The sequence below is a fragment of the Mesorhizobium sp. M6A.T.Cr.TU.017.01.1.1 genome, from assembly GCF_004023115.1.
GTDB lineage: Bacteria > Pseudomonadota > Alphaproteobacteria > Rhizobiales > Rhizobiaceae > Mesorhizobium > Mesorhizobium mediterraneum.
Map to the genome: position 1 here is coordinate 13,172 of NZ_RZTA01000056.1, position 25,008 is coordinate 38,179.

The window sequence follows — 25,008 nt, forward strand, 5'->3', positions numbered from 1 at the left end:
CCTGTGAAGCGGATCGCATTGGACACAAACGTTCTGACCGCAGGTCTGCGCAGCAGGAATGGTGCGTCATTTGCCGTTTTGCGGTTGGTCGCAAATCGACAGTTTTGCCCATTGGTGACAACAGCGCTGTTTCTTGAATATGAAACCGTGCTGACCCGCCCTGAGCAACGGGCAATTCACGGATTGTCGCTTGCAGATCTGGATCGTTTGCTGGCCGGCTTCGCTGTCTTGGCAGAGCCGGTCGAACTGCACTTTCTCTGGCGCCCGCAATTGAATGATCCGAAGGATGAGATGGTGCTTGAGGCAGCGATCAATGGTCGGGCAGACGCATTGGTCACTCACAATCGCCGCGATTTTGTGACTGCGGCAGGCCGTTTTGAAGTTCCAGTCGTCAGCCCCGCCGAATTGTTAGAAGGATTTCGAACATGAGCAAGGCGACTTATCCGTTGAAACTTCCCTTGTCGATCAAGGAGGCGGCTGCACGTCTGGCAAAGGCTGATGGTGTGTCGCTGAACCAGTGGATCGCTTCGGCTGTGGCGCAAAAGGTGGGAGCCATGGAGACAGCGGCCGATTTCCTGCGTCGACGGGCTGGTGATGCATCGGGCGATGATTTCTCGAAAGTGCTCGATCGCGTCGGCGTCAAACCGCCGCAACCCGGCGACGAGCTTCCGTTTGACAAGCACTGATTAGGGTCGGTTTTTTCGCCAATCCTTGGCTGTCAGCCTGTAGAACTCATGCTGCTTGAGCGCGGCGTGGCTGTCCGGAATGCCGGGGTGGTCGAAATCGCTGGCCGGGTCGGCGATCATGCCCAGGCGCTTCATGACCGCGGTGGAACGGTGATTATCCCTAACGGCGAAGGACACGATTTCGTCGAGGCCAAGCGTTTCGAAGCCATAGGCGAGCCACGCTTCGGCCGCCTCGGTGACATAGCCATGGCCCCAGAATTCGGGCGCCAGCCGCCAGCCGATCTCGACGGTGCCGGCGGGCAGGAAGGGCAAATGATCGGTATCGAGAAGGCCGACGAAGCCGATGCATTGGCGCGTTTCAATTATCTCGGCGGCAGCGAAACCGTAGCCATCCTCGGCGATCCAGGCGCGAAACTCGTCCATTTTGGCGTCCGCGGCAGCGCGGTCGCGGCGAAATGGAAAGAATTCCATGACGCGTTCGTCGGAATTGATCCGGTGGAAGAGCTCGCGGTCGCGATCCTCCCAGTTGCGCAGGATTAGCCGCTCGGTGCGGATCGGCGTCACTCTACAAACTCCTCCCGCCGGTAGCCCTGCAGATAGAGAAGCGCGGTCAGGTCGCCGTGGTCGATGCGGAATTTTGCCTCCGCCGCCACGACAGGCTTGGCATGAAGTGCCACACCCGCGCCGGCAAGGCGGATCATGTCGAGGTCGTTGGCGCCGTCGCCGACAGCAATGGCGTCTGCGGTCGTCAGCCCCAGGCCGGCCGAAATCTCGAGTAGCGCATCGGCTTTGGCGGCGCGCCCCAGGATCGGCTCGGCCACAAGCCCGGTGAAGTGGCCGCCCTGCTCGATCAGCCGATTGGCGCGGTTCTCCTGAAAGCCGAGCATGGCGGCGATGCGTGCGGTGAAGACGTTGAAGCCACCCGACACGAGCGCAGTCCATGCGCCATTGGCGCGCATGGTCTGGACAAGCGCGCGGCCGCCGGAAGCCAGCGTCAAGCGGTTGGTGATGACGCGGTCGACCACGGCAGTGTCGAGGCCTTTCAGCAGCGCCACCCGCTCGCGCAAGGCCGGCTCGAAAGCGATCTCGCCATTCATCGATCGCGCCGTGATGGCGGCGACGTAATCCTTGACGCCGATCTCATCGGCAAGCTCGTCGATGCACTCCTGATCGATCATCGTGGAATCCATATCGGCGATAAGGATTTTCTTTCGCCTTGCCTCGACCTGCTGAACGATCACGTCGACCGGTTCGGGTGCGAGCACGGCGCGCAGGCTGGCGGTCGTTTCAGCGGCTCCGGCCGCCTCGGGCAAAGCGAATTCGCAGGCGATGCCTTCGGCCAGCCAGCGAACAGTGCTTGCGCCGACCGACCGTGACGCCATATTCGCAAGCGCCGGCGACAATGCGCGGCCGGCGGGATGGGATACGAGCGTGGCGATCAGCGGCATCGAAAATTCCGGCGGGCAGGCGGGCGAGGGCCACGTTGAGAACGCGATCCTGATAGCCGGGCCGACCGCCAGCGGCAAGTCCGCTCTCGCGCTCGATCTCGCCGAGCGCAAGGGCGGCGTCATCGTCAACACCGATTCCATGCAAGGCTATTCTGTGCTCGACGTGCTGACGGCGCGGCCGACCGCTGCCGAACTCGCTCGCGTCCCGCATTATCTCTACGGGCATGTCCATCCCTCCATCGCCTATTCCACCGGCGCCTGGCTGCGCGACGTGATGAAGCTCATCGACGAGGGCACGCTCTCAGAGCGGCCGGTGATTTTCGTCGGCGGCACCGGGCTTTATTTCCGGGCGCTTGCGCAAGGCATTTCGGAAATGCCCGACATTCCGCAGCCGATCCGTGACCGCTGGCGCTACGAACTCCGGGAGCAGGGCGCGGCCAAGCTTCACCGCATCTTGCTGCGCGAGGATTCCGCAGCAGGCATGATGCTGAAGCCGACCGATGGCCAGCGCATCGTGCGGGCGTTGGAGGTGCTCGACGCGTCAGGCCGTTCCATCCTGGAATGGCAGACGGCGCGCGGCCGGCCGTTGATCGACAGGGACAGCGCACGCTTCTTCGTGATCGAACCGGACCGGGCGGCGCTGGTGGAGCGGATCGAGGCGCGGTTCGACCGCATGCTGGAGAAGGGCGCCCTCGATGAGGTCAAACAACTCGCCAGTCTTGGTCTCGATTCCGATTTGCCGGCGATGAAGGCGATCGGCGTTCGCGAACTCCAGGCCGCAATAGCCGGGGAGCTGAGTTTTCCGGAAGCGATCGAGCGCGCAAAGATCGCGACGCGACAATACGCCAAGCGCCAGGCGACCTGGTTCAGGCATCAGTTGGGTCCGGAATGGCTGAGACTGCGCCTCGGTGATCGTGTGGGATCCACGATCTCGGATCCCCTTTCCAGTGCAACCTGAAAAGTTGATCTTGGGGGGAGACTTCCCGTCGAAGTTGTCCTAATTAACCGTCCGTAAGGCCCTCCATGCCATAAGGTCTGTGGGAATTTTCCAACGGGGAGCAGATGCGTTTTCACAAGGCGGAATCAGCCTTTTTCGTCTTCATCTTCGTGATCCTGGCCGCCGGCCTGGTGACGCTTCACGCCTATGGGCTTCTGCAGGCCTTCGCGGCCGAGAGTGTCACGCCTTCCGGGGTTGAGAAGATCATCTATCTCAACAAGCTGTTGTTTGCGACCGGCGTTCTTTTGGCGACTGCCCTGTTCTTCGGCATTTTCTTCATCTACCCACTGATCCGCAAGCAGGCGACGGAAGAAGGCAAGCTGCGCGCCATGACGGTTTCGCTCAGCGCCCGTTCGGAAACGCTGGAGCATGCGGCGCTGACCGACAGCCTGACCGGCATGCAGAACCGGCGCTATTTTGACGATGCACTGAAGGAATATCTCGAGGAATTCCGCCGCATCGAGAAGCCGGTCGGGCTGATGATCCTTGATCTCGACCATTTCAAGCAGGTCAACGACACCCACGGCCATGATGTCGGCGACGAAGTGTTGCGGGCGGTCGCCAATTGTCTCAAGGACATGACGCGCTATCACGACGTGGTTGCGCGCCTGGGTGGCGAGGAATTCGCAGTAGTCACCCCCAACATGGACGCCGAACTGCTGTCCAAATTCGCCGAGCGCATCCGCAAGGCGATCGCCAACATGTCGATACTATCAGGCAATGTTCGCCTGAAGATCACCACCAGCGTCGGCCTCGCCGTCTGGGATCGCAAGGAAACCGCCGAAGAATTCTATCGCCGCGCGGATCGCCAGCTTTATGAGGCCAAGAGGCAAGGCCGAAACCGCGTCTGCGCCTGAAATCCCGTCATTAAACTCGTGATGCTGGCCGTCTGGCGTCGTTTTCTGCGCTTCCGGTGCTCACGGACTAATGTCCGCTCCGCTCCGGTTCTCGAAAACGGCGCCATCCGACTCAGCCTGACGAATTTTCTGACGGGATTTGCCCTGGCTTCACAGGCTGACAAGTCTGCAACGGAAGCTTGATGGGCTGGAGGCCGCCGGCTCAGTCGTTTTGCGGGCGCAGACCGAAGGTTGCCGGTTTCAGGCCATAACGCATGTCGAAATCGTCGTCCGACTGGACGCGTGCGACAGTCGGGGCGGGTGGCTTGCGATAGTTGGAATCGCCGGCCTGCCGGTTTGAATCGACGACTTCGGCGAAGGCCATCGCCTGCTGCGGTTTTGGCACGTTGCGTAGCCTTTCGACGATCGCCACCAGATCGACATCGTTGCCGATCTCGGACGGCAAGGCTTCCTCGCGCTTGGCCGTGCCGGGGATCAGATCCGCGGACAGTTTTTCGAATTTCAGCCGCATGGTCGTCGCCACGCCTTCCCCGAAGGCGATGGCTTCGCGCTGACCCATCGAAGACAGGAACGCCAGCGTCGAGGCCGAGGAATCGGCGATCGCCGAGCGGACGATCGCCTGGTCCTGCTCGTTGGCGAGCCGCATGGCGAAGAAGGTCGAGCACTGCGACAGGATGGTGGGATCGAGCTCGCCCGGGCGCTGGGTAACGACACCAAGATAGCAGCCATATTTGCGGCCTTCCTTGGCGATGCGCGACAGCGCGTGCCGGGTCGGTGCAAAACCGAGGCGCGGATCGGCCGGCATATAGCGGTGGGCTTCCTCGCACAGCAAAAGCAATCGCAGCCGGCCTTCGCTCCACAACGCTAGGTCGAAGGCCAGGCGCGCCAGCACCGAGCAGACCGAATTGACCACTTCCGACGGCATGCCGGCCATCTCGAAGCAGGTCACCGGGCGACCGTGATGCGGCACGCGAAAAATATTGCCGATCGTCTCGTGGATAGTGTCCTCGATCAGCCGCGAGTTGAACATGAAGCGGTAGCGCGGATCCGAGGCCGCCGATTCGATGCGCGTCTTCAGCGATTTGAGAGTGGGGCGGTCGTTCTTGCTTTCCAGCAGTCCCATGCGCTCGTCGATCTGCTTGATGAGATCGACAACGCGATAGGGCACCGGCGTGTCCGCGGTCAGCGCATCGCTGCCGCGCCTGAGATAGCCGCCCGAATTCGGATTGCGGTACAGGTTCTTGGCGGCGGGAATGAGATCGCGCAAGGCATCGATCTCTTCCGGCACGGTCTCGCGCCCGCGAAACAGCACTTCGGCAAATTCCTCGAGCTTGAACATCCAGAAGGGCAGGTCCAGCGTCGTCGAATCGACCCTGACGCAGTGTTCGGGCAAGGATGCGGCGAACTCGTTGTGCGGATCGAGGATAAGGACGCGCAGGTCAGGCCGGGCGGCGATCGACTTGCGCAAAAGCAGCGAGACGGCGGTGGATTTGCCGACGCCGGTGGTGCCGACAATAGCGAAGTGGCGCGCCAGCGTGTCGTCGATGGCGATGTTGGCGTCGATCGCCTCGTCCTGTGACAGCGTGCCGATGGTGATCGAATGACGTCCGGCGAGATCATAAACTGCCTGCAGGTCGCGGCTGCGAATGCGGTGGGCGATGGCGCCGATATGCGGATAGATGGTAATGCCCCGGTCGAAAATCGGTTTGGCGCCGGGCTCGGCGCCGTCGCGCACCTCGCCGATAAGCTCGATGCTGACCTCGATCGGGTTCTGGCCCTCATTGCTCCAGGCGCGATCCGACTTGCCGATCTCGTAGACCAGGCCGACGGTTCGCGTGGTGCCAAGATTGATGGAGATCATCTTGCCGACGCTCCAATGGCCGGTGACCGTGCCTTCGACATCGGCGGCATAGGCGCTGATGGTGGCGCGCGCGCCGTCGCACTGGACGACATTGCCCAGAATGCGCTTGTCGCTCTGCTCCGCCTTGCGGCGCTCCTGCAATGCCGGCTCTCCAACGGAGGCTTCGCGGTCGACGAACATGGACAGGCTGTTTCCCATTTCCCCAGGCGATCGACCTTACGGCGGCGAGGTTAAGGTGGGGTGAGGTCGGATGGTGTAGGGGGCATTAAGCCATTCGCGAAAATTGAACCGATCGGCCCCTTGCTCGAAGCCGCAATTTCGATATACCGGATTAATGACTGTTATAGCGAACGATATCTCCTCGACCATCGGCAGAAGAATACGCGCCGAAAGGGCTTTGAAGGACTGGTCACTGGCGGAGCTCGCGGACCGCTCCGGCGTGTCTAAGGCCATGCTCAGCACGATAGAGCGCGGCAAGACGAGCCCGACCGCAGCACTTCTGGTGCGCATCGCAGCGGCCTTCGGCATGACGCTTTCCACCCTCATCGCGCGGGCGGAGCTGCAGGGCGGCGGGCTGCTTCGCCAAAGCGATCAGCCGGTCTGGCGCGATCCCGCCACCGGCTATATCAGGCGGCATCTTTCGCCGGTCTCGGACATGCCGCTCGAACTGATCCGGGTGCAATTGCCGGCGGGAGCCAAGGTGAGTTTTCCGGCCGCGTCCTACGCCTTCATCAGACAGCAGATCTGGCTGATTTCCGGACGGCTGGAATTCACCGAGGGCGATGTCGTGCATAGTCTCGAACCCGGTGACTGCCTGGCGCTTGGCGCGCCGTCGAATTGCACCTTCCATGCTCCTGGACCGGACGCCGCCGACTATTTGGTTGCGCTGGCAAGAGGCTGAACGCATGGCACGCCGTCCCAAACGCTCCGACAATGGCGGACCGCCACTCGACGACTACAAGGGCCCCCCATGGGGCAAGGGCGACCCTTATATCTTCCTTGCCTGGCAGGCTGCGCATGCCAAGGCGTGGAAGGCGCCGAGCCGCGACGTGATGCTGATGCGGATGGAAAAGGCCGAGCGGCTGGGCCTGACCTATGAGGAATATACGCTCGAAATCCTGGAACGCGGGCTGCATCTGCAGCCAAAGGACACCGATCGCATCGCCGCGATCAAGGCAGCACGAAAGCGACGCCGAGTCAGTCGTCTGGATTGACGGCTGGAACACGCAGATCGCTCCACGCAGTCAAAGGACATCGCACGCATGAGCTCCATCGAAATCAAGGCTCTGACCCAGGCTGCGGGAGCCCAGGCAATGCTGGTCGATATGCTGATCGAGACGGTTGCGACCGGCGGATCAGTCAGTTTCATGCATCCGCTGGCGCCGGAAGCTGCAGGCGCCTTCTGGACCAGATCGCTTATGGCCGCGGCAAGAGGCGAAAGAGCGGTGCTCGGTGCATGGGATGGCAAGGCTCTGGTCGGCACCGTCACCTTGCTGCTCGACTGTCCTCCCAACCAGCCGCACCGGGCCGAGATCGCCAAGCTGATGACCCGTGTCGATCATCGCGGCAAGGGCGTGGCGACTCGCCTGATGCGGGCGGCCGAAAGCCTCGCTGTCGAGAAAGGCCGCACGTTGCTGGTCCTGGATACAGCGGCAGAGGAGGGCGCCTCCGGCCTCTATGAGAGGCTGGGATTCACGCTAGCCGGCGAAATACCGGACTACGCGTTGAAGCCGCATGGCGGGCTGACCGGTACGCTTATCTACTGGAAGCGCATCGGCCAGTCCCGGTGACTGCTCTGAATTTCTATCCCTTGTGATGGACCTGCTGCAGCCCGTAGACCGGCGTTGCGATGCCTTCGTGCCGCGCCTTCAACTGCAGCGACAGGAATTGCGAATAGTGGCGCGACTGGTGCAGATTGCCGCCATGGAACCACAGTGCCTCCTGTTGCGTCGGCTTCCACATATTGCGCAATTCGCCCTCCCAGGGGCCGGGATCCTTGGTAGTGTTGGAGCCGAGGCCCCAGCATTTTCCGACCTTATCGGCAACGTCCCTGGATATCAGGTCGGCCGCCCAGCCGTTCATCGAGCCATAGCCGGTGGCGTAGACGATGAGGTCGGCCGGCAGGTCCGATCCGTCGCTAAGCAGGACCGAATGCTCCCGGACCTCCTTGACCTCGACGCCGCTTTTCAGCTTGATCGAGCCATCGATGATGAGGTCGGAAGCACCGACATCGATGTAGTAGCCTGAGCCGCGCCTGAGATATTTCATGAACAGGCCGGAATCGTCATCGCCCCAGTCGAGCATGAATCCTGCCCTTTCCAGCCCCTCGTAGAATTTGGCGTCGCGCTTCTTCATCTCGGCGTAGGCCGGGATCTGGAATTCATGCAGGATCTTGTAGGGCAGGGACGCAAAGACGAGGTCGGCCTTGGCCGTGGTCATCCCGCCTTGCACGGCTTTTTCCGAGTAGAGCGAACCCAGTCCGATTTCCATCAGCGTGTCGGATCTGGAGATATGGGTGGTCGAGCGCTGCACCATGGTGACATCGGCGCCGGCCTCCCAAAGGGCTGCGGCGATGTCATGGGCTGAGTTGTTCGAGCCGATGACGACGGCGCGCTTGCCGGCATAGGCATCGGGGCCGGGGTGCTTGGAGGAATGGTGCTGATCACCCTTGAAGTTGTCCATGCCCTTGAATTTCGGCAAATTGGCCTTGCCTGACTGTCCCGTCGCCAGCACCAGATGCTTCGGCTTCAACGTCATATCTTTGCCGTCGCGGTGGACGATGACGGTCCATTCCTTCTTCTTGTCGTCATAGGTGGCGCTCTTGGCCTCGGTCGAGGACCAGTAATTCAGCTCCATGACCTTGGCGTACATTTCCAGCCAGTCGCCGATCTTGTCCTTGGGCGAGAAGACCGGCCAGTTCTTCGGAAAATCGATATAGGGCAGATGATCGTACCAGACCGGGTCGTGCAGGCAGAGCGACTTGTAACGCTTGCGCCATGAATCGCCGGCACGCTCGTTCTTCTCGACGATGATGGTCGGCACGCCGAGCTGCCGCAACCGGGCACCGAGCGCGATGCCGCCCTGGCCGCCGCCGACGATGAGCGTGTGGGGCTGACGGACAAAACCGAGTTCAGTCGCCTCCTTCTCGCGCTCCTCCTTCCAGGTTGGACGATTTTTGCCGTGACCGTGCTTGGCGCCCATCGGCCGGGCGAAGCCGGCGGGTTCCTCATGACCCTTCAGCTCGACCATGGTGGTGAGCAGCGTCCAGATCTTGCCGTTCTTCAGCCTGATATGGCCGAAGCCGCGCGCAACCTCAGTTTCGAAGCTGATCCAGCCCTCCAGCAACTCGCCGCTTTCGCTGGCGTCCTCGCCCTTGGCGATCGCCCAGTTCGAAGGTTTTGTCTTCGCCAACTGGCTCATCAGCATGTCGCGCACCTGGTCGCGACCTTCCATGGTCTTGATGTTCCAGGTGAAGGTCACGAGGTCGCGCCAGTAGCAGTCTTCCTGAAAGCACCCGACCGCCTTGTCGATGTCGCTGGCGGCGAGCGCTGCACCGAATTGGTCGAGCAGGTCGGTCAGTTTCTGGGCTGGGGCCTTGTCGAGCATCAAATTTCCTCCCGTGAAGTCCTGGTCGTCATCGTGGCTTTGCCGGACCCTCCCAGTCCGGTTGGCCGGAGTATCGCGGCAAACTATGCGCCGCGTCACGTCGTCAAATAGTTTAGCGTGGTTTCAATGGCTTATCGGGACGATCGCGGACACTGATCCTGCCGGCGGTCGTACCGGAACGGTGGTTCAACGCGATGGGCGCCAACGGGCCTGTCTGACACGGCCAACCGCCCCGAACCGTTTTGGCGTTGTGCACATTGGCCGTTGACAGCGGCGCAAAACCAATTCTATTGTCCGCCACCATGAAAACGGCACTCATTCTCGTAGTAGGAAAGCGCGTGGGCAAGGCGGTGTAACCGCCGGGCGAAAACCTCCCATGCGCACACACAGGCTCCCTCGGGGGCCTTTTTTATTGCCCGAAACACGACTAAACGACCAGCAATCGCCTGATGGCGGACAGTACGGGACCAGACCGATGAGCAGTGGACAGAACGAGCGGCGCGAAATGACCGGCGCCGAAATGGTGGTGCAGGCGCTGAAGGACAATGGCGTCAAGCATGTTTTCGGCTATCCGGGCGGCGCGGTTCTCCCGATCTATGATGAGATCTTCCAGCAGGATGAGGTCGAGCACATCCTCGTCCGTCACGAGCAGGGCGCGGGCCATGCGGCGGAGGGCTATGCGCGCTCGACCGGCAAGGCCGGCGTCATGCTGGTGACTTCGGGGCCGGGCGCCACCAATGCGGTGACGCCGCTGCAGGATGCGCTGATGGATTCGATCCCGCTGGTCTGCCTGACCGGCCAGGTGCCGACATCGCTGATCGGCTCGGATGCCTTCCAGGAGTGCGACACGATCGGCATCACGCGGCCCTGCACCAAGCACAATTGGCTGGTGAAGGACGTCAACGAGCTCGCGGCAATCATCCACGAGGCGTTTCATGTCGCGACGACAGGACGTCCCGGTCCGGTCGTCGTCGACATCCCGAAGGACGTGCAGTTCGCCAAGGGCATCTATGTGCCGCCGCAGACGGCGCCGCGCACGAGCTATCAGCCTAAGGTCCAGGGCGACCTGGAAAAGATCAAGGCGGCGGTCGAACTGATGGCCAACGCCAAAAGGCCGATCCTCTATACGGGCGGCGGTGTCATCAATTCCGGCCCGGAAGCCAGCCATTTGCTGCGCGAACTGGTCGACCTCACCGGCTTCCCGATCACCTCGACGCTGATGGGCCTCGGCGCCTATCCGGCTTCGGGCAAGAACTGGATGGGCATGCTCGGCATGCACGGCACCTATGAAGCCAACATGGCGATGCATGATTGCGACGTCATGGTCTGCATCGGCGCGCGCTTCGACGACCGCATCACCGGCCGGCTCACCGCGTTCTCGCCGAACTCGAAGAAGATCCACATCGACATCGATCCGTCCTCGATCAACAAGAACGTCCACACCGACGTGCCGATCATCGGCGATGTCGGCAGGGTGCTGGAGGATCTGGTGCGGCTGTGGCGGGCGACTGCCAAGGCCGACAAGAAGGCGCTCCACCCGTGGTGGGAGCAGATCGCGAAATGGCGCGCGCGGGATTCGCTTGCCTACAAGATGAACCACGACGTGATCATGCCGCAATATGCCGTCCAGCGGCTCTACGCGCTGACCAAGGACATGGACACTTACATCACCACCGAGGTCGGCCAGCACCAGATGTGGGCGGCGCAGCACTATCATTTCGAGAAGCCGAACCGCTGGATGACCTCCGGTGGGCTCGGCACGATGGGCTACGGCCTGCCGGCGGCGCTCGGCGTGCAGATCGCACACCCGGATGCGCTGGTCATTGATATTGCCGGCGATGCCTCGGTGCAGATGACGATGCAGGAGATGAGCGCGGCGGTGCAGCACGACGCACCGATCAAGATCTTCATCCTCAACAACCAGTATATGGGCATGGTGCGGCAGTGGCAGCAGCTTCTGCACGGCAACCGGCTGTCGCATTCCTACACCGAGGCGATGCCGGATTTCGTCAAGCTCGCCGAAGCCTATGGCGGCCATGGCATTCGCTGCGAGAAACCGGACGAGCTGGACGACGCGATCAAGGAGATGATCGCGGTGAAGAAACCGGTGATCTTCGACTGTCGGGTCGCCACACTTGCCAACTGCTTCCCGATGATCCCGTCGGGCAAGGCGCATAACGAGATGCTTCTGCCGGACGAGGCGACCGACGAGGCGGTGGCCAACGCCATCGACGCCAAGGGCAGGGAACTGGTGTAGCCCCCAGGCCGAGGCAGGGCTTGTTGGAAGAAGCCGTGCGGAAACAGAGAATTAGCTCAAAAGTTTGAAATCGAGATTCATGTCATGAACGCACAGCTTCAACCGACCGGCTCCGCCTATTTCATCGCCAAGGAAACGGAAAAGCCGGAGACTCACACGCTTTCCGTGCTGGTCGACAATGAGCCGGGCGTGCTGGCCCGGGTCATCGGCCTGTTCTCCGGACGCGGCTACAATATCGAAAGCCTGACGGTCTCCGAAACCGAGCATGAGAAGCATTTGTCGCGCATCACCATCGTGACGCGCGGCACGCCGCATGTGCTGGAGCAGATCAAGCACCAGCTCGAGCGCATCGTGCCGGTGCACCGTGTCGTCGATCTCACCGTGCGCTCGCATGAGCTCGGCCAGGATCGGCCTCTGGAGCGCGAGCTCGCGCTGGTGAAAGTGGCCGGCACCGGCGAAGCCCGCGTCGAGGCGCTAAGGCTCGCCGATGCCTTCCGCGCCAGCGTCATCGACGCCAACACCGAGCATTTCATCTTCGAGATCACCGGCAAGGGTTCCAAGATCGACCAGTTCATCGCCATCATGAAGCCGCTCGGCCTGGTCGAAATCTGCCGCACCGGCGTGGCGGCGTTGAACCGCGGTCCGCAAGGGATGTGATCGTCCGGCGCTTTGGGTCCAGTGCTCTGGCGCCGCCTGTATTTATTCTGTCGCCTTGATCCTGATCTTCTGGCCCGGCTGCCGCCGTGAGGTGGCCTTTGTGCGTCTGAGGTAAAATGACAATATTGCTGACCTGCTTGGGAGGAAGCCATGACCCTCGACGCATTCCTTGCCCTGCTGGTCTACGCCTTCGTGACCTCGATCACGCCGGGTCCGAACAACTTCATGCTTCTGGCTTCCGGGGTGAATTTCGGTTTCGCCAAAACCATTCCGCATATGCTGGGCATCAGCATCGGCTTCCTCGTGCTGTTGCTGGCCGTCGGCTTCGGTCTGGGCGCCGTGCTGACTGCGTTTCCGGTGCTGCACACCGGGTTGAAGATCGCGGGCGGCGTCTACCTGCTCTATCTCGCGTGGAAGATCGCCATGTCGCGTTCGCTCAGCGGCAAGGGCGAGGCTAAGGCGCGACCGATGCGTTTCATCGATGCGGCAGCATTCCAGTGGGTCAATCCCAAGGCTTGGGTGATGGCGATCACCGCCATGGCCGTCTATGCCATTCCGGAGCATCCATTTCTTTCGGTGGCGTTGATCTCGATAGCCTTCACCGTCGTCAACCTGCCGAGTGTTTCGGTGTGGGCAGGTTTCGGCATGGCGCTGCGCGGTTTTCTCTCGGATCCGGTGCGGCTGAAATGGTTCAACATCGCCATGGGCGTGCTGCTCGCGGCGACGCTGTGGCCGATGCTGCGGTAAGCCGCTTTATTGTGCACTGCACATTAAATCTTCGTAATGCCGGGTTTTGGCACTTTTTCGCCTTCGGCGCCTTCTAACTATCTGGTGAAACCGCGGCATCAGGCTGCGAGTTATGCCAGATATGACCACCGAACCACGGCGTGTCGGATAGAAGGCTTTTTGGCGATGCGTGGAAAGATCGTGCTTGCGGTGCTTGCGATCGCCTGCCTTGTCGCGGCTGGGCTCTATCTTTCGCCCGCTGCAACGGAGAAGGTCCGGCAGATGCTGTCAGCGGGGCAGGCGGCACCTGTCAAACCGGCGGCCGCCGCAAATGCCGCACGTTCTACCTCGGTGGTTGCCGCCACCGCTTCGAAGGCCGACTTCCCGATCCGGCGCTACGCCATCGGCTTCGTATCCTCCCCCGCCGTGGTCAGCGTGAACGCGCGGATCTCGAGCCAGATCACATCGATCGCCGTCAAGGACGGGCAAATGGTGAGGGCTGGCGACCTTCTGTTCTCGCTGGACGATCGTGCTCTGAAGGCGCAACTGGCCCGTGACCAGGCGACACTCGCCAAGGACCAGGCGTTGCTTGCAAGTGCCACGGCCGATCTTCAGCGCGCCAAGAATCTTGTCGCCAGGCAGGCCGGCACGCAGCAGACCTACGATCAGGCGATCGCCGCGCAGAAGTCCGCCGCGGCCACGGTCGATGCCGACAAAGCGACGATCGATGCGGACGAGGTCCAGCTTGGCTTTGCTACGATCACGGCGCCGATTTCCGGCAGGCTGGGCGCGGTCAGCGTCACGATTGGCGATCTCGTCACCACCAGCAACGGCAACAGCACGTCGACCCCGCTGGTGACCATCACCCAGGTGGACCCGCTGCAGGTGAACTTCAATCTTCCGGAAAGCGATCTTGCCTTGCTGCACAAGGCGCTGGCGGCGCCGCAGGAAGGCGCAGTCACTCTGACCAGGGACGGTGACCCGACACCGATCGGCAAGGGAACCCTCGATTTCGTCGATTCCAGCGTCGACACCGCCTCCGGCACGATCGCAACCAGGGCCAGCGTGCCCAATGCCGATCTTTCGCTGTGGCCGGGCCAAAATGTGAATGTCGTGCTTGATGCCGGCATCATGCCGGAAATGACCTCCGTTCCCACGGTTGCGGTCCAGCCCAGCCAGAAGGGGCCGTTCGTCTATGTGATCAAGCCTGACAACACGGTGGAGATGCGGCCCGTGCAGGTCGCACTGACCGAAGGCGACAACAGCGCTATCGGCGAAGGGCTAAAGAGCGGCGAACGTGTCGTCGTCGAGGGCCAGACAAGGCTGAAGAACGGCTCGCCGGTCCGCGAAGCCGAAGCTTCGACCAGGCCTAGTGATCAAGCGTCTCCCAAGGTTGCCGAGACTGGCGAGGCGCGTCCATGATCTCCGAATTCTGCATCCGCAGGCCTGTCGCCACCCTACTCATGTCCTTCGCGCTCGTGCTGGGCGGGCTGTTCGCTTACAAGTTCCTGCCGGTGGCCGCTCTGCCGAGCGCCGAGTTTCCGGTGGTCAACGTCTCGGCCTCGCTGCCCGGCGCCTCGCCGGAAACCATGGCGACCTCGGTGGCAACGCCATTGATCAAGCAGTTCGCCACCATCGCCGGCATCGATTCGATCTCCACCACCAACTCGCTCGGCTCGACCTCGATCGCCATTCAGTTCGTGCTCAACCGCGATATCGACGCTGCGGCGGCCGACGTGCAGGCGGCGATCGCGCGAACGCAGCGGCAATTGCCGCCCGAGATGACCAGCCCGCCGAGCTACCGCAAGGTCAATCCGGCCGATGCGCCGATCCTGCTGATGTCGCTGGTCAGCGACACGGTTCCGCTGACCGATCTCGATGCCTTTGCCGAGAATGTGATCTCGCCGTCGCTGTCGACGATCGACGGCGTGGCGCAGGTCTCGATCTTCGGGCAGCAGAAATACGCTGTGCGCGTCCAGATCGATCCGACGGCGCTCGCCGCACGTGGCATTTCGATCGACCAGCTGCAGACGGCGATCGCCTCGGCCAACAGCAACACGCCGCTCGGCGTGCTGCAGAACGACAAGCAGCAGCTGACGATCACCGCCAATACGCAGCTGACCAACGCGGCGGGATTTTCCAACATCATCATAGCCACCAAGAACGGCCGTCCGGTGCGGCTCGGCGAGGTGACACGCGTCATCGATTCAGTCGAGACCACGACGACAGCCAGCTGGTACGACGGCACTCGCGCGATCATCATGGCCGTGCAGCGCCAGCCCGATGCCAACACCGTCGACGTCGTCGACCGCGTCAAGGCGATGCTGCCGTCGTTCCAGGATCAGATGCCGGCGGCGGCCAGCATCCAGCTGCTCAACGACCGCTCGACTTCGATCCGCGAGGCGGTAGACGACGTGCAGTTCACGCTGCTGCTCACCATCGCGCTGGTGGTGATGGTAATCTTCCTGTTCCTGCGCCGGGTAACGGCGACGATCATCCCGGCGGTGGCGGTGCCGATCTCGCTGATCGCCACGCTCGGCGCCATGTTCCTGTTCGGCTTTTCCATCGACAACATCTCGCTGATGGGTCTGACGCTGGCGGTCGGCCTTGTCGTCGACGATGCGATCGTCATGCTGGAGAACATTTTTCGCCACATGGAGGAGGACGGGCTCTCGGCCCTCGACGCGGCGCTCAAGGGCGCCCGTGAAATCGGCTTCACCATCATTTCGATTTCGATCTCGCTGGTCGCTGTGTTCATCCCCGTGCTTTTGATGGGCGGAGTGATCGGGCGCATCTTCAACGAATTTGCGGTGGTGGTGACGGTCGCCATCCTGGCGTCGATGTTCGTGTCGCTGACGCTGACGCCGATGCTGTGCTCGCGGCTTTTGTCGGTGTCGAAAGCCGACCGCGAGGCAGCCCAGGGCGAAGGCCGCAGGCACGGTTTCTTCATGCGGGGCTATGATTGGCTGCTGACCTTTTGCCTGCGGCACAGTTTCCTGGTTTTTCTCGTCTTCGTCGGGACGGCCGCAATGTCGGTCTGGCTGATCCAGACCTCGCCGAAGGGCTTCTTCCCGCAGGAGGATATCGGCCAGATTTCGGTGACGACCACCGCGCGCCAGGACATTTCATTCGACGCCATGGCGAAGCTGCAGGGGCAGGTGGCTGATGTCTTCACCCATTCACCCTATGTCTCGCATGTCGGGTGGTCGGTAGGCAGCGGAGACAATGCGCTCAACCAGGGCCGGCTCTATGTGCAATTGAAGGACAAGGACCAGCGCCCCGATCTCGACAAGGTGCTCTCGGACCTGCGGCGGCAGCTGGCCAATGTCCCAGGCATCGAAACCTTCATGCAGCCGGTGCAGAACCTGCGGCTCGGCGCGCGCGCTTCGGCCAGCGCCTATCAGCTCGTTGTGCAGGGCCTCGACATAGGCGCGGCGGACGTTTGGGCGCAGAAGCTCACCGATGCGATGGCCGCCGATCACGCAGCCTTCACCGACGTCACCAATGATTTGCAGAACAACGCCTTGCAGGCGTCGTTGGTGGTCGATCGCGACAAGGCGGCGACGCTCGGCGTCGACACCGATACGTTGCGCTCCAGCCTCTATGGCGGTTTCGGCACCGAGCAGGTGTCGACCATCTTCGGCTCCGCCGACAGCTACGAGGTGATCATGGAGCTCGACCCGAGAATCGAGTGGTCGCCAGAAAGGATGCTGGCGATCAAGGTGAGAACGGCCAGCGGCAGCCTGGTGCCGCTCGGCGCCTTCGCTCGTGTCGATCGGACCGCCGGTGCCTTGACCGTCAATCAGCTCGGCCAGCTTCCGGCGGTGACCATCTCCTACAATCTGCCGCAGGGCGTCGCGCTCGGCGACAGCGTCACCCGCATCAATGCGCTGAAAGAAAAGATCGGCATGCCGGCGACAATCTCGACTACTTTTTCGGGCACGGCGAAAACGTTCCAGGATTCGCTTGCCAACCAGGGGCTGTTGATCGGCGGCGCGATCCTGACCATCTACATCGTCCTCGGCATCCTTTATGAAAGCTTCATCCATCCGCTGACCATCCTGACCGGACTGCCGTCGGCGGTGCTCGGCGCGCTTGTTGCGTTGCGGCTTGCGGGAATGGACCTGTCGGTGATTGCGGTCATCGGCATCCTGATGCTGATCGGCATCGTCAAGAAGAACGGCATCATGATGATCGACGTCGCGCTCGAGCTCAGGCGCGACGGGATGTCGCCGCTCGATTCCATTCACAAAGCCTGCCTGATGCGCTTCCGTCCGATCATGATGACGACATTGGCGGCGCTGATGGGCACGATCCCGATCGCGCTCGGCACCGGCGCCAGCGCCGAACTGCGCCAGCCGCTCGGCGTGGCGGTGGTCGGCGGCCTGGTCGCTTCGCAGGCGCTGACGCTGTTCGTCACCCCGGTCATCTATGTCTACATGGAGCATCTTTCCGGTTGGCTTGTCAGGCTGTGGCCGAGGCGTCGGGACGAGCAGCCACCCGTCGAAGCCGTCGACCAGCCTTCGCTGTTCGAGGGCGAAGAAGAGTTGCAGGGCGAGCCGCAGAAGGCGGCAGCGGAATAGAGGCCAATGGGCTGGCCCAAGCCGCGGCGCTTGCGATGAGATGCTTGCAGTCGTAGTTTTATGGCCATGTCCCACAACCATGATCACCACCACGATAACGAGCTTGATCCTTTTGCCGCCCGGGTGCGCGCGCTGGAGACGATCCTCACCCAGAAAGGGCTGATCGATCCGACCGCGATCGACGTGATCGTCGACACCTACGAGACAAAAATCGGTCCGCGCAACGGCGCCAAGGTGGTGGCGAAGGCGTGGGTCGATGCCGACTATGCCGAGTGGCTGAAGCGCGATGCGACGGCGGCGATCGGCTCGCTCGGCTACACCGGCCGGCAGGGTGAGCACATGCAGGCCGTCTTCAACACGGCAGGCACGCACAACCTCGTCGTCTGCACGCTGTGCTCCTGCTACCCGTGGTCGGTGCTCGGCCTGCCGCCGGTCTGGTACAAGGCGCCGCCCTATCGTTCGCGCGCGGTCATCGATCCGCGCGGCGTGCTCGAGGAATTCGGACTGACACTGCCGAGGACGACAAAAATCCGGGTATGGGATTCCACCGCCGAGTTGCGTTACCTCGTCGTGCCGATGCGGCCTGATGGCACCGAGGGCTGGAGCGAGGAGCGGCTGGCGGATCTGGTGACGCGCGACTCCATGATCGGCACCGGACTGGCGCGGGAGCCGGCATGAACGGGCCGCAGGATCTCGGCGGACAGATGGGGTTCGGGCCGGTCGCGCCCGAAAAGGACGAACCTTATTTCCATGCCGACTGGGAAAGGCGGGCGCTGGGCGTGACGCTGTGCGCCGGCGCCATGGGCGCCTGGAATATCGACGAGAGCCGGCATGCGCGGGAATCGCTGCATCCCGCCGACTATTATGCCTCCAGCTATTATGAGATCTGGATCAAGGCGCTCGAAACCTTGCTGAAGCGACACGGCTTCGTCAGCGATAGCGATCTGGCCACGGGCAAGGCGGTCGACCCTGCGGCGACGCCAAAGCGAGTGCTGAAGGCCGAAAACGTGCCGGCGGTGCTGGCCAAGGGTGGCCCCTGCGACCGGCCGATTGCCACATCGGCGCGGTTCAAACTGGGCGACCTCGTGCGCACGAAGAATTTTCATCCTACCGGCCATACAAGGCTGCCGCGCTACGCACGCGGCAAGCAGGGCGTCGTCGAGGCTGTGCGCGATGGTTTTGTCTTCCCTGATACAAATGCGCACGGCCAGGGCGAAAACCCGCAATGGGTCTATACGGTGGCTTTCGACGGCGCGGAGATTTGGGGCGATGGCGCCGATCCGACGTTGACCGTGTCGATTGACGCCTGGGAGAGCTACCTTGAGCCAGCGTGAGGCGAAGTCACACGCTGCCAAGCTGCCCGCGGGCCTCGATGCGCCGGTATTCGCCGAGCCATGGCAAGCGGAAGCCTTCGCCATGACGGTTGCGCTGCACGACAAGGGCTTGTTTTCCTGGAGCGAATGGGCGGACGCCTTGTCCGCCGAGGTCAAGAAGCCGGGTGCCGCAAGCGATGGCCATGACTATTACGAGCACTGGCTGGCGGCGCTGGAAAATTTGCTGTCGGCCAAAAGGGTTGCCGGAAAGGGCGACGTCGATGCGCTCGCCGCCGCCTGGGAACGCGCCGCGCATGCGACGCCGCATGGCAAGCCGATCCTGCTCGAGAACGATCCCAGGCCGACCGAAGGTCGTGGCGACCCGACCGGCTAGGTCGTGGCGGCCCGACTTCGTTCTCTTTACGTTCCGCCTCCCGCCTGATAACTTGCGTCATTGGAGCGGTGCGGCCTGCCGCCGATGATCGGTGGCGGTGGCTGTCGGCCTTGTCTTTCCCTCGCGAATCCGGTCTCTCCCGCTGATGGAATTCTCCCCTCAACAGGACGATGCGCTGAAAGCGGTCGCCAACTGGCTCAAGACCGGAAAGCCGCAGCTCTTCCGGCTGTTCGGCTATGCCGGCACCGGCAAGACGACGCTGGCGCGCTATTTCGCCGAGCATGTCGACGGCCAGGTGCAGTTCGCCGCCTTCACCGGCAAGGCGGCGCAGGTGCTGCGTTCCAAGGGCGCGCTCAATGCCCGCACCATTCACTCGCTGATCTACCGGCCGAAGGGCGAAGAATCGGTAGCGGACGAGGTGACCGGCAAGACCTCGATGTCGCCGACCTTTTCGCTCAACCGGCAGAGCCCGATATCGCGTGCGAAACTGGTCGTCATCGACGAATGCTCGATGGTCGACGAACAGCTTGGCCGTGACCTCTTGAGTTTCGGCACGCCGATCCTTGTTCTCGGCGACCCCGGCCAGTTGCCGCCGATCTCGGGCGGCGGCTTCTTCACCGACCATGAGCCGGATATTCTGCTCACCGAAATCCACCGGCAGGCGCGCGACAACCCGATCCTCCGGCTGGCGCTCGACGTGCGCGAGGGCCGCGAATTCATGCGCGGCGACTATGGCACAGCGCAGGTGATCGGCAAGGAAGACGTCACCCAGGAGCTGGTGCTGAAGGCGGACCAGGTGCTGGTCGGCACCAACAGGACGCGACGTCGCTATAATAAGCGGCTGCGCGAGCTGAAGGGGTTCAATGCCGACTATCCGCAGGCCGGCGACAAGCTCGTCTGCCTGCGCAACGACCCTGCCAAGGGGTTGCTCAACGGTTCGCTGTGGAAGGTGATGACCTCGTCGCGCGAGACGGTGAAACCCGGCATCAATTTGCTGGTTTCACCGGAGGAGGACGATCCGGACCGCGGCGTCGCCAAGATCAAGCTGCTCAAAGCGGCGTTCGAGGAGCCGGACGCCGATATTCCCTGGCAGCAGAAGAAGCGCTTTGATGATTTCGACTACGGCTACGCGCTGACCGTGCACAAGGCGCAAGGCTCGCAGTGGAACGAGATCGTGCTTTTCGACGAAAGCTGGGCGTTCAAGGAAACCCGCCAGCGCTGGCTCTATACCGCGATCACGCGAGCGGCCGAACGGCTGACGATCGTCAGATAGGCCGATCGAGCCGCAGCCCCGTGGACTGGGATTGCGTCAGCGCGGGGCAATCGGTCTGGCGCCGAGCCATTCCCAGGCGGAAGCTTCGTCCTTGGCCTCGAAATGCCTGAGGTCGACGGGCAAGGAAGCAGGCAGCAAGCTCTGCGCGTCGGGTACCCAGTTCGGCTCGCCGACCGCCGCGCAGCGGCCGACATGCTCCACGGCACGGGCCGTGCCCTGTTCAAGCGTTTCGTCCGACACATCGACCCAGTCGACGCCATCATGGTCGATCAAGCGCACCAGCACGTCGATTTTCGGGTGCAGCGCGTAAGCCGCCTCCAGCAAACCGAACAGATTTTCGGCGTCGGCCGCCGCCACATGGCCGACGACGTCGATGGCGAACAGGTCGTCGCGGTCGGTGTCGATGCGGCGAACCGCCGGCACGGCTTCAAGATAGTTCACGGCTCTTCCTCTTGCTGGCCATTATCCATCCGTCTGGAACACCGGAAACCCCCTGTCTGTTCCCGTCAAAGGCGGTATAGATGCGCGACAAGATCAGCCCGGACCCGCAAAATGCCCGCAAAACTTTCCGTCAATCTCAATGCCATTGCCATGCTGCGCAACCGGCGCGATCTGCCGTGGCCAAGCGTGACCGGGCTCGGACGCATCGCGCTTGCCGCGGGCGCCCATGGGCTGACTGTTCATCCGCGGCCCGACGAACGGCATACCAGGCATTCCGACCTGCCGGAGATCCGGGCGCTGATCGACGACGAATTCCCCAGGGCAGAGTTCAACATCGAGGGCTATCCGAGCGAAGATTTCCTGGCGCTTGTGGAAAAGCACCAGCCTGAGCAGGTGACGCTGGTGCCGGATGACCCGGCGCAGGCCACCTCCGACCATGGCTGGAACTTCGTTGCCGACGCGGCGTTCCTGACACCGATCGTCAAACGCCTGAAGAAAACCGGCATTCGCGTGTCGTTGTTTTCTGATTCGGATCCAGCAGGCGTGAAGGCTGCGCGCGACACCGGCGCGGACCGGATCGAGCTCTATACGGGTCCGTATGGCAGCTATCATTCCGATTCGGAAAAGGCCGCGAAAGAGCTGGAAAGATTGGGAAAAACCGCCGATGCCGCACTTGCCGCCGGGCTTCAGGTCAATGCCGGGCATGATCTGGTGGTGAACAACCTGCCGGCGTTGGCAAAGCGCATCCCGGCGTTGGCCGAAGTGTCTATCGGACATGGGTTGACAGCCGATGCGTTGGAGTATGGCATGGCCGGCACGGTCAAGAGATTTCTGAAGGCCTGTGGGTGGTAGAGATGGAAGCCTCGCATTGCTTACATGGCAGCCATCACGTTGGGGCACTTGATATTGCATCGCAGCAAGCGTAGAGCACCGCGCGCTTATCGGAGTGTTGTCCATGGCCCTTACCAACAGTGGTAGTGAGGCAGAACCCGTCGAACAATCAAGCCATTCTAAGGTCGAACAGCACAGCACCAAGGTCCTGATGCTTGGCGCGCTCGGCGTGGTCTACGGCGATATCGGCACCAGCCCGATCTATGCGCTTCGCGAAGCACTGCATGCTTCGTCCGGCACCGATCCGCGCAGTGCCGTTCTGGGCATTCTATCGCTGATCGTCTGGGCACTGACGATTATCGTGACAATAAAGTATGTCGCTTTCGTGCTTCGGGCGGACAACAAGGGTGAAGGCGGTACCCTGTCGCTTATGGCGCTGGCCCGGAAAGCTTATCCGGCCGGTTCTGGCATCATTCTTGCCATTGGTCTCTGCGGAGCCGCACTGTTTTTCGGCGACGCGATCATAACGCCGGCCATCTCGGTGCTTTCAGCAGTGGAAGGGCTGAGCGTCGTGACCCCGGCGTTCGATCCATACGTGGTTCCCATTACACTGGTGATTCTTGCCGTCTTGTTTGCCGTGCAGCGCTTCGGGACCGGTAGAGTGGCCTCCGTTTTCGGGCCGGTGACGGCGCTCTGGTTTCTGGCGATCGGCATTGCCGGATTGGTGCACATTCACGACGATCCGTCGGTGCTTTTGGCAATCAACCCCTACTATGCAGTCGTCTATCTTGCCGAAGCCAAAACGGGCGCATTTCTCACCGTCGGCGCGGTTTTTCTGGCGGTTACCGGTGCTGAAGCCCTTTACGTCGATCTTGGGCACTTCGGTCGCCGTCCAATCGTGCTAGCCTGGTTCTGGATCGTCTTCCCATGCCTGCTACTCAGCTATTTTGGGCAAGGCGCATTCGTTCTTGCTCACGGGGGGGTGCCCGACAATCCGTTTTTCCAGATGCTGCCAGATTGGGCACTGATACCGATGGTCGGGCTCGCAACAGCGGCGACTGTCATCGCCAGTCAAGCCGTCATCTCCGGGGCGTTTTCGCTGACCCGGCAGGCGGTGCAGCTCAATCTTCTGCCCAGAATCGAAGTTCAGCATACTTCCGAGATGCAACTCGGCCAGATTTACATGCCGCGCGTGAATCTCATTCTCGCGCTCGGCGTAATGCTGCTGGTCGTCGGCTTTGGCAGTTCGAGTTCCCTGGCTTCCGCTTATGGAATTTCGGTGACAGGCGAAATGCTGATGACGACTATTTTGCTATTTGTGGTGATGCGGTGGCAATGGAAATGGCAGATCGCGCTCGCTGCGGCGCTCGCGCTGCTCTTTGGCACGATAGATACCGGCTTCTTCCTGGCAAATATTGTGAAATTCGTGGAAGGCGGATGGGTTTCAATCGCTGTTGCCTGCCTCATGGGGCTGATCATGGGGACCTGGATACGCGGGAGTCACTATCTCTTCGACAAGACGCGCAGGAACGAGATTCCGCTCGATTTCCTTGCCGGCAATTTGTTGAAGAAGAAACCGCAGCTGGTGTCCGGTACGGCCGTGTTCCTCACCAGCGATCCAGTCAGCGCGCCGACCGCACTGATGCACAGCCTGAAGCACTACAAGGTGCTGCACGAACAGAACGTCATCCTGTCGGTGGTCACTGCGCAGCAGCCTCTCGTGCCCGATAGCGATCGGGTCAAGATGGAAACGATCAACGAGCTGTTCATGCGGGTGACGCTGACCTTCGGCTACATGGAACAGCCCAACATTCCGCGTGCGTTGGCGATCTGCCGCAAGCAGGGCTGGAAGTTCGACATCATGACGACCTCCTTCTTCCTGTCGCGGCGCTCGCTCAAGGCATCACCCAATTCCGGCATGCCGGTGTGGCAGGACAAGCTGTTCATCGGGTTGGCGCGCACGGCAGCGGATGCGACCGAGTACTTCCAGATCCCGACCGGACGTGTGGTTGAGATCGGAACGCAGGTGGCTATCTAGTCGAAAGGCCGTGCCCTGTCGAAGGGCACGGCCTTTGTCGCAACCTCCGCGGTCAGCCAGCCAAAGCTGCCTTGTTCGCCTCGATGAAATTTTTCAGCGATTGCGGCTTTTTGCCTGAAAGCGTCTCGACCGCGTCGGTCACCATGGCGATCCGACCGGAGCGCGTGTTGGTGTCGAAGGAAGTGATGACGGGGGCGAAACCTTCGGGGACGCCGGCGGCCTTCAGCCTCTCGGTGAGCGCTTCATCCGAAAGCTGGACGACCTCGATGGGCTTGCCGGTGACGTCGGTCACCAGGGCTGCGATCTCGGCGACTGTATAGGCCTGCGGACCCGTCAGCGTGTATGTCGTGCTTTCGGTCGCCCTGGAAGCGAGGCCGGCAGCGATCGCCGCGGCCATGTCGTCGCGAGCGCCATGGGCGATGCGGCCGTCGGCCGCCGATGTGTGCCACTGCCCGGAGGCAATGGCGTGTGGCAGCGACATGAACAGGTTCTCCTGGTACCAGCCATTGCGGAAAATCGTGAAGGGGATGCCACTCGCCTTGATAGCCTGCTCGGTGCCGTAGTGATCGCCGGCAAACAGCACCGGCGATCCCGGCTCCGGGTTGGGCATCGAGGTGTAGAGCAGATGCGAAACGCCGGCCTGCTTGGCTGCGGTGACTGCGTTCTGATGCTGCTTCAGCCGCTTGCCGTGAAGCAGGTCGATTTCGCCGGTCGAGATGATCAGAACCCTGTCGGCGCCCTTGAATGCGCTGGCCAGCGACGCCGTGTCGTCGAAGTTGGCGGCTCTGATGGCGACGCCACGCGCCGCCAGCTCGGCGAGATTTTCCGGGTTGCGTGTGGTGGCGATGATGCGTGCGGGCGGGACCTTGAGCGTATCCAGCAGATGACGGATGACGCCGCGGCCGAGCTGGCCGGAGGCGCCGGTGACGAGAAGGGTTTCGGTCATGGGAAGTCCTGTCGTTGCGCCGGAGCGGCGGGTGCTTGTATAAGTCTCAAAAAGAGACCAGCACTAAAATAGGAATTGACCGACCCTCGTAAAG

The 25,008-nt window shown here is 62.1% G+C and carries 24 protein-coding genes; 18 read left to right on the plus strand and 6 right to left on the minus strand.

Annotated features, from left to right (window positions below; all coding sequences use genetic code 11):
• The first annotated feature begins 18 nt into the window (after nucleotides 1-18).
• Complete coding sequence (locus tag EOB36_RS18620; RefSeq protein WP_245461614.1) at nucleotides 19-429, plus strand: putative toxin-antitoxin system toxin component, PIN family; 411 nt, start codon at nucleotides 19-21, stop codon at nucleotides 427-429.
• Complete coding sequence (locus EOB36_RS18625) at nucleotides 426-686, plus strand: pilus assembly protein HicB (protein WP_095483386.1); 261 nt, start codon at nucleotides 426-428, stop codon at nucleotides 684-686. Before EOB36_RS18620 ends, EOB36_RS18625 begins: the two co-directional genes overlap by 4 nt.
• Here EOB36_RS18625 and EOB36_RS18630 read toward each other — a convergent pair whose 3' ends face one another.
• Together EOB36_RS18630 and serB are read right to left on the minus strand one after the other, a co-directional pair.
• Nucleotides 687-1,250 (minus strand): GNAT family N-acetyltransferase, encoded by a 564-nt coding sequence (locus tag EOB36_RS18630; protein WP_128285422.1) that lies wholly within the window; start codon nucleotides 1,248-1,250, stop codon nucleotides 687-689.
• A complete protein-coding gene (serB, locus tag EOB36_RS18635; protein WP_095483388.1) occupies nucleotides 1,247-2,134 on the minus strand; it encodes a phosphoserine phosphatase SerB in 888 nt (295 codons plus the stop codon). Before serB ends, EOB36_RS18630 begins: the two co-directional genes overlap by 4 nt.
• On the opposite strand from serB, the gene miaA reads away from it, so the two are divergent.
• Nucleotides 2,124-3,092, plus strand: coding sequence for a tRNA (adenosine(37)-N6)-dimethylallyltransferase MiaA (miaA, locus tag EOB36_RS18640; protein WP_095483484.1), 969 nt, complete (start codon nucleotides 2,124-2,126; stop codon nucleotides 3,090-3,092). The genes serB and miaA overlap by 11 nt on opposite strands.
• Before the next feature lie 104 nt (nucleotides 3,093-3,196).
• Nucleotides 3,197-3,988 carry a GGDEF domain-containing protein gene (locus EOB36_RS18645; protein WP_095483389.1) on the plus strand — a complete coding sequence of 264 codons (792 nt, stop codon included), beginning with the start codon at nucleotides 3,197-3,199 and terminating at the stop codon, nucleotides 3,986-3,988.
• Between the two features lie 202 nt (nucleotides 3,989-4,190).
• Here EOB36_RS18645 and EOB36_RS18650 read toward each other — a convergent pair whose 3' ends face one another.
• Complete coding sequence (locus EOB36_RS18650) at nucleotides 4,191-6,029, minus strand: ATP-binding protein (protein ID WP_095483390.1); 1,839 nt, start codon at nucleotides 6,027-6,029, stop codon at nucleotides 4,191-4,193.
• Nucleotides 6,030-6,183: 154 nt separating this feature from the next.
• Here EOB36_RS18650 and EOB36_RS18655 point away from each other — a divergent pair, with 154 nt between their 5' ends.
• Genes EOB36_RS18655 through EOB36_RS18665 form a run of 3 tightly spaced genes read left to right on the plus strand, consistent with a single transcriptional unit; the run spans nucleotide 6,184 to nucleotide 7,639 of the window.
• Nucleotides 6,184-6,750, plus strand: a complete 567-nt coding sequence (locus EOB36_RS18655) for an XRE family transcriptional regulator (RefSeq protein WP_095483391.1) — start codon at nucleotides 6,184-6,186, stop codon at nucleotides 6,748-6,750.
• 4 nt (nucleotides 6,751-6,754) lie between these two features.
• Nucleotides 6,755-7,063, plus strand: a complete 309-nt coding sequence (locus EOB36_RS18660) for a hypothetical protein (protein WP_095483392.1) — start codon at nucleotides 6,755-6,757, stop codon at nucleotides 7,061-7,063.
• A gap of 48 nt (nucleotides 7,064-7,111) precedes the next feature.
• A complete protein-coding gene (locus EOB36_RS18665) occupies nucleotides 7,112-7,639 on the plus strand; it encodes a GNAT family N-acetyltransferase (RefSeq protein ID WP_095483393.1) in 528 nt (175 codons plus the stop codon).
• Between the two features lie 13 nt (nucleotides 7,640-7,652).
• Here the strand turns inward: EOB36_RS18665 and EOB36_RS18670 are convergent, their stop codons facing one another.
• Entirely contained in the window at nucleotides 7,653-9,455 is a 1,803-nt protein-coding gene (locus tag EOB36_RS18670; RefSeq protein ID WP_095483394.1) for an NAD(P)/FAD-dependent oxidoreductase, read from the minus strand.
• A 475-nt stretch (nucleotides 9,456-9,930) separates the two neighbouring features.
• On the opposite strand from EOB36_RS18670, the gene EOB36_RS18675 reads away from it, so the two are divergent.
• From EOB36_RS18675 to EOB36_RS18715, 9 genes are all read left to right on the plus strand, one after another.
• Complete coding sequence (locus EOB36_RS18675; RefSeq protein ID WP_126105945.1) at nucleotides 9,931-11,712, plus strand: acetolactate synthase 3 large subunit; 1,782 nt, start codon at nucleotides 9,931-9,933, stop codon at nucleotides 11,710-11,712.
• 84 nt (nucleotides 11,713-11,796) lie between these two features.
• On the plus strand, nucleotides 11,797-12,369 hold the full coding sequence (ilvN, locus tag EOB36_RS18680) for an acetolactate synthase small subunit (RefSeq protein ID WP_095483396.1): 573 nt from the start codon (nucleotides 11,797-11,799) through the stop codon (nucleotides 12,367-12,369).
• Nucleotides 12,370-12,519: 150 nt separating this feature from the next.
• Nucleotides 12,520-13,116, plus strand: coding sequence for a LysE family translocator (locus EOB36_RS18685; RefSeq protein ID WP_127205207.1), 597 nt, complete (start codon nucleotides 12,520-12,522; stop codon nucleotides 13,114-13,116).
• A gap of 165 nt (nucleotides 13,117-13,281) precedes the next feature.
• Nucleotides 13,282-14,517, plus strand: a complete 1,236-nt coding sequence (locus EOB36_RS18690) for an efflux RND transporter periplasmic adaptor subunit (RefSeq protein WP_128285423.1) — start codon at nucleotides 13,282-13,284, stop codon at nucleotides 14,515-14,517.
• Nucleotides 14,514-17,678: an efflux RND transporter permease subunit gene (locus tag EOB36_RS18695; RefSeq protein WP_128285424.1), complete on the plus strand. Its 3,165-nt coding sequence runs from the start codon at nucleotides 14,514-14,516 to the stop codon at nucleotides 17,676-17,678. Before EOB36_RS18690 ends, EOB36_RS18695 begins: the two co-directional genes overlap by 4 nt.
• A 66-nt stretch (nucleotides 17,679-17,744) precedes the next feature.
• Nucleotides 17,745-18,356: a nitrile hydratase subunit alpha gene (gene nthA, locus EOB36_RS18700; RefSeq protein WP_127205210.1), complete on the plus strand. Its 612-nt coding sequence runs from the start codon at nucleotides 17,745-17,747 to the stop codon at nucleotides 18,354-18,356.
• A complete protein-coding gene (nthB, locus tag EOB36_RS18705; protein WP_095483400.1) occupies nucleotides 18,353-19,012 on the plus strand; it encodes a nitrile hydratase subunit beta in 660 nt (219 codons plus the stop codon). Before nthA ends, nthB begins: the two co-directional genes overlap by 4 nt.
• Nucleotides 18,999-19,385 carry a nitrile hydratase accessory protein gene (locus EOB36_RS18710; RefSeq protein WP_126105950.1) on the plus strand — a complete coding sequence of 129 codons (387 nt, stop codon included), beginning with the start codon at nucleotides 18,999-19,001 and terminating at the stop codon, nucleotides 19,383-19,385. The genes nthB and EOB36_RS18710 overlap by 14 nt, the downstream gene beginning before the upstream one ends.
• 145 nt (nucleotides 19,386-19,530) lie before the next feature.
• On the plus strand, nucleotides 19,531-20,658 hold the full coding sequence (locus tag EOB36_RS18715; RefSeq protein ID WP_126105951.1) for an ATP-dependent RecD-like DNA helicase: 1,128 nt from the start codon (nucleotides 19,531-19,533) through the stop codon (nucleotides 20,656-20,658).
• Between the two features lie 36 nt (nucleotides 20,659-20,694).
• On the opposite strand, the gene EOB36_RS18720 is transcribed toward EOB36_RS18715, so the two are convergent.
• On the minus strand, nucleotides 20,695-21,099 hold the full coding sequence (locus EOB36_RS18720; RefSeq protein WP_095483403.1) for an STAS/SEC14 domain-containing protein: 405 nt from the start codon (nucleotides 21,097-21,099) through the stop codon (nucleotides 20,695-20,697).
• 111 nt (nucleotides 21,100-21,210) lie between these two features.
• On the opposite strand from EOB36_RS18720, the gene EOB36_RS18725 reads away from it, so the two are divergent.
• Nucleotides 21,211-21,951, plus strand: coding sequence for a pyridoxine 5'-phosphate synthase (locus EOB36_RS18725; RefSeq protein ID WP_095483404.1), 741 nt, complete (start codon nucleotides 21,211-21,213; stop codon nucleotides 21,949-21,951).
• 103 nt (nucleotides 21,952-22,054) lie between these two features.
• Nucleotides 22,055-23,968, plus strand: coding sequence for a potassium transporter Kup (locus tag EOB36_RS18730; RefSeq protein WP_095483405.1), 1,914 nt, complete (start codon nucleotides 22,055-22,057; stop codon nucleotides 23,966-23,968).
• 52 nt (nucleotides 23,969-24,020) lie between these two features.
• Here the strand turns inward: EOB36_RS18730 and EOB36_RS18735 are convergent, their stop codons facing one another.
• Nucleotides 24,021-24,914: an SDR family oxidoreductase gene (locus tag EOB36_RS18735; RefSeq protein WP_128285425.1), complete on the minus strand. Its 894-nt coding sequence runs from the start codon at nucleotides 24,912-24,914 to the stop codon at nucleotides 24,021-24,023.
• Nucleotides 24,915-25,008: the final 94 nt, after the last annotated feature.

Bases quoted from the DNA above. Each gene is read 5' to 3' on its own strand.
- serB (WP_095483388.1), bottom strand. From the start codon at position 2,134: ATGCCGCTGATCGCCACGCTCGTATCCCATCCCGCCGGCCGCGCATTG.
- EOB36_RS18645 (WP_095483389.1), top strand. From the start codon at position 3,197: ATGCGTTTTCACAAGGCGGAATCAGCCTTTTTCGTCTTCATCTTCGTG.
- EOB36_RS18715 (WP_126105951.1), top strand. From the start codon at position 19,531: ATGGAATTCTCCCCTCAACAGGACGATGCGCTGAAAGCGGTCGCCAAC.
- nthB (WP_095483400.1), top strand. From the start codon at position 18,353: ATGAACGGGCCGCAGGATCTCGGCGGACAGATGGGGTTCGGGCCGGTC.
- EOB36_RS18735 (WP_128285425.1), bottom strand. From the start codon at position 24,914: ATGACCGAAACCCTTCTCGTCACCGGCGCCTCCGGCCAGCTCGGCCGC.
- EOB36_RS18625 (WP_095483386.1), top strand. From the start codon at position 426: ATGAGCAAGGCGACTTATCCGTTGAAACTTCCCTTGTCGATCAAGGAG.
- EOB36_RS18670 (WP_095483394.1), bottom strand. From the start codon at position 9,455: ATGCTCGACAAGGCCCCAGCCCAGAAACTGACCGACCTGCTCGACCAA.
- EOB36_RS18685 (WP_127205207.1), top strand. From the start codon at position 12,520: ATGACCCTCGACGCATTCCTTGCCCTGCTGGTCTACGCCTTCGTGACC.
- EOB36_RS18725 (WP_095483404.1), top strand. From the start codon at position 21,211: ATGCCCGCAAAACTTTCCGTCAATCTCAATGCCATTGCCATGCTGCGC.
- EOB36_RS18690 (WP_128285423.1), top strand. From the start codon at position 13,282: ATGCGTGGAAAGATCGTGCTTGCGGTGCTTGCGATCGCCTGCCTTGTC.
- EOB36_RS18675 (WP_126105945.1), top strand. From the start codon at position 9,931: ATGAGCAGTGGACAGAACGAGCGGCGCGAAATGACCGGCGCCGAAATG.
- EOB36_RS18665 (WP_095483393.1), top strand. From the start codon at position 7,112: ATGAGCTCCATCGAAATCAAGGCTCTGACCCAGGCTGCGGGAGCCCAG.
- nthA (WP_127205210.1), top strand. From the start codon at position 17,745: ATGTCCCACAACCATGATCACCACCACGATAACGAGCTTGATCCTTTT.
- EOB36_RS18650 (WP_095483390.1), bottom strand. From the start codon at position 6,029: ATGTTCGTCGACCGCGAAGCCTCCGTTGGAGAGCCGGCATTGCAGGAG.
- EOB36_RS18655 (WP_095483391.1), top strand. From the start codon at position 6,184: ATGACTGTTATAGCGAACGATATCTCCTCGACCATCGGCAGAAGAATA.
- EOB36_RS18660 (WP_095483392.1), top strand. From the start codon at position 6,755: ATGGCACGCCGTCCCAAACGCTCCGACAATGGCGGACCGCCACTCGAC.
- ilvN (WP_095483396.1), top strand. From the start codon at position 11,797: ATGAACGCACAGCTTCAACCGACCGGCTCCGCCTATTTCATCGCCAAG.
- EOB36_RS18730 (WP_095483405.1), top strand. From the start codon at position 22,055: ATGGCCCTTACCAACAGTGGTAGTGAGGCAGAACCCGTCGAACAATCA.
- EOB36_RS18695 (WP_128285424.1), top strand. From the start codon at position 14,514: ATGATCTCCGAATTCTGCATCCGCAGGCCTGTCGCCACCCTACTCATG.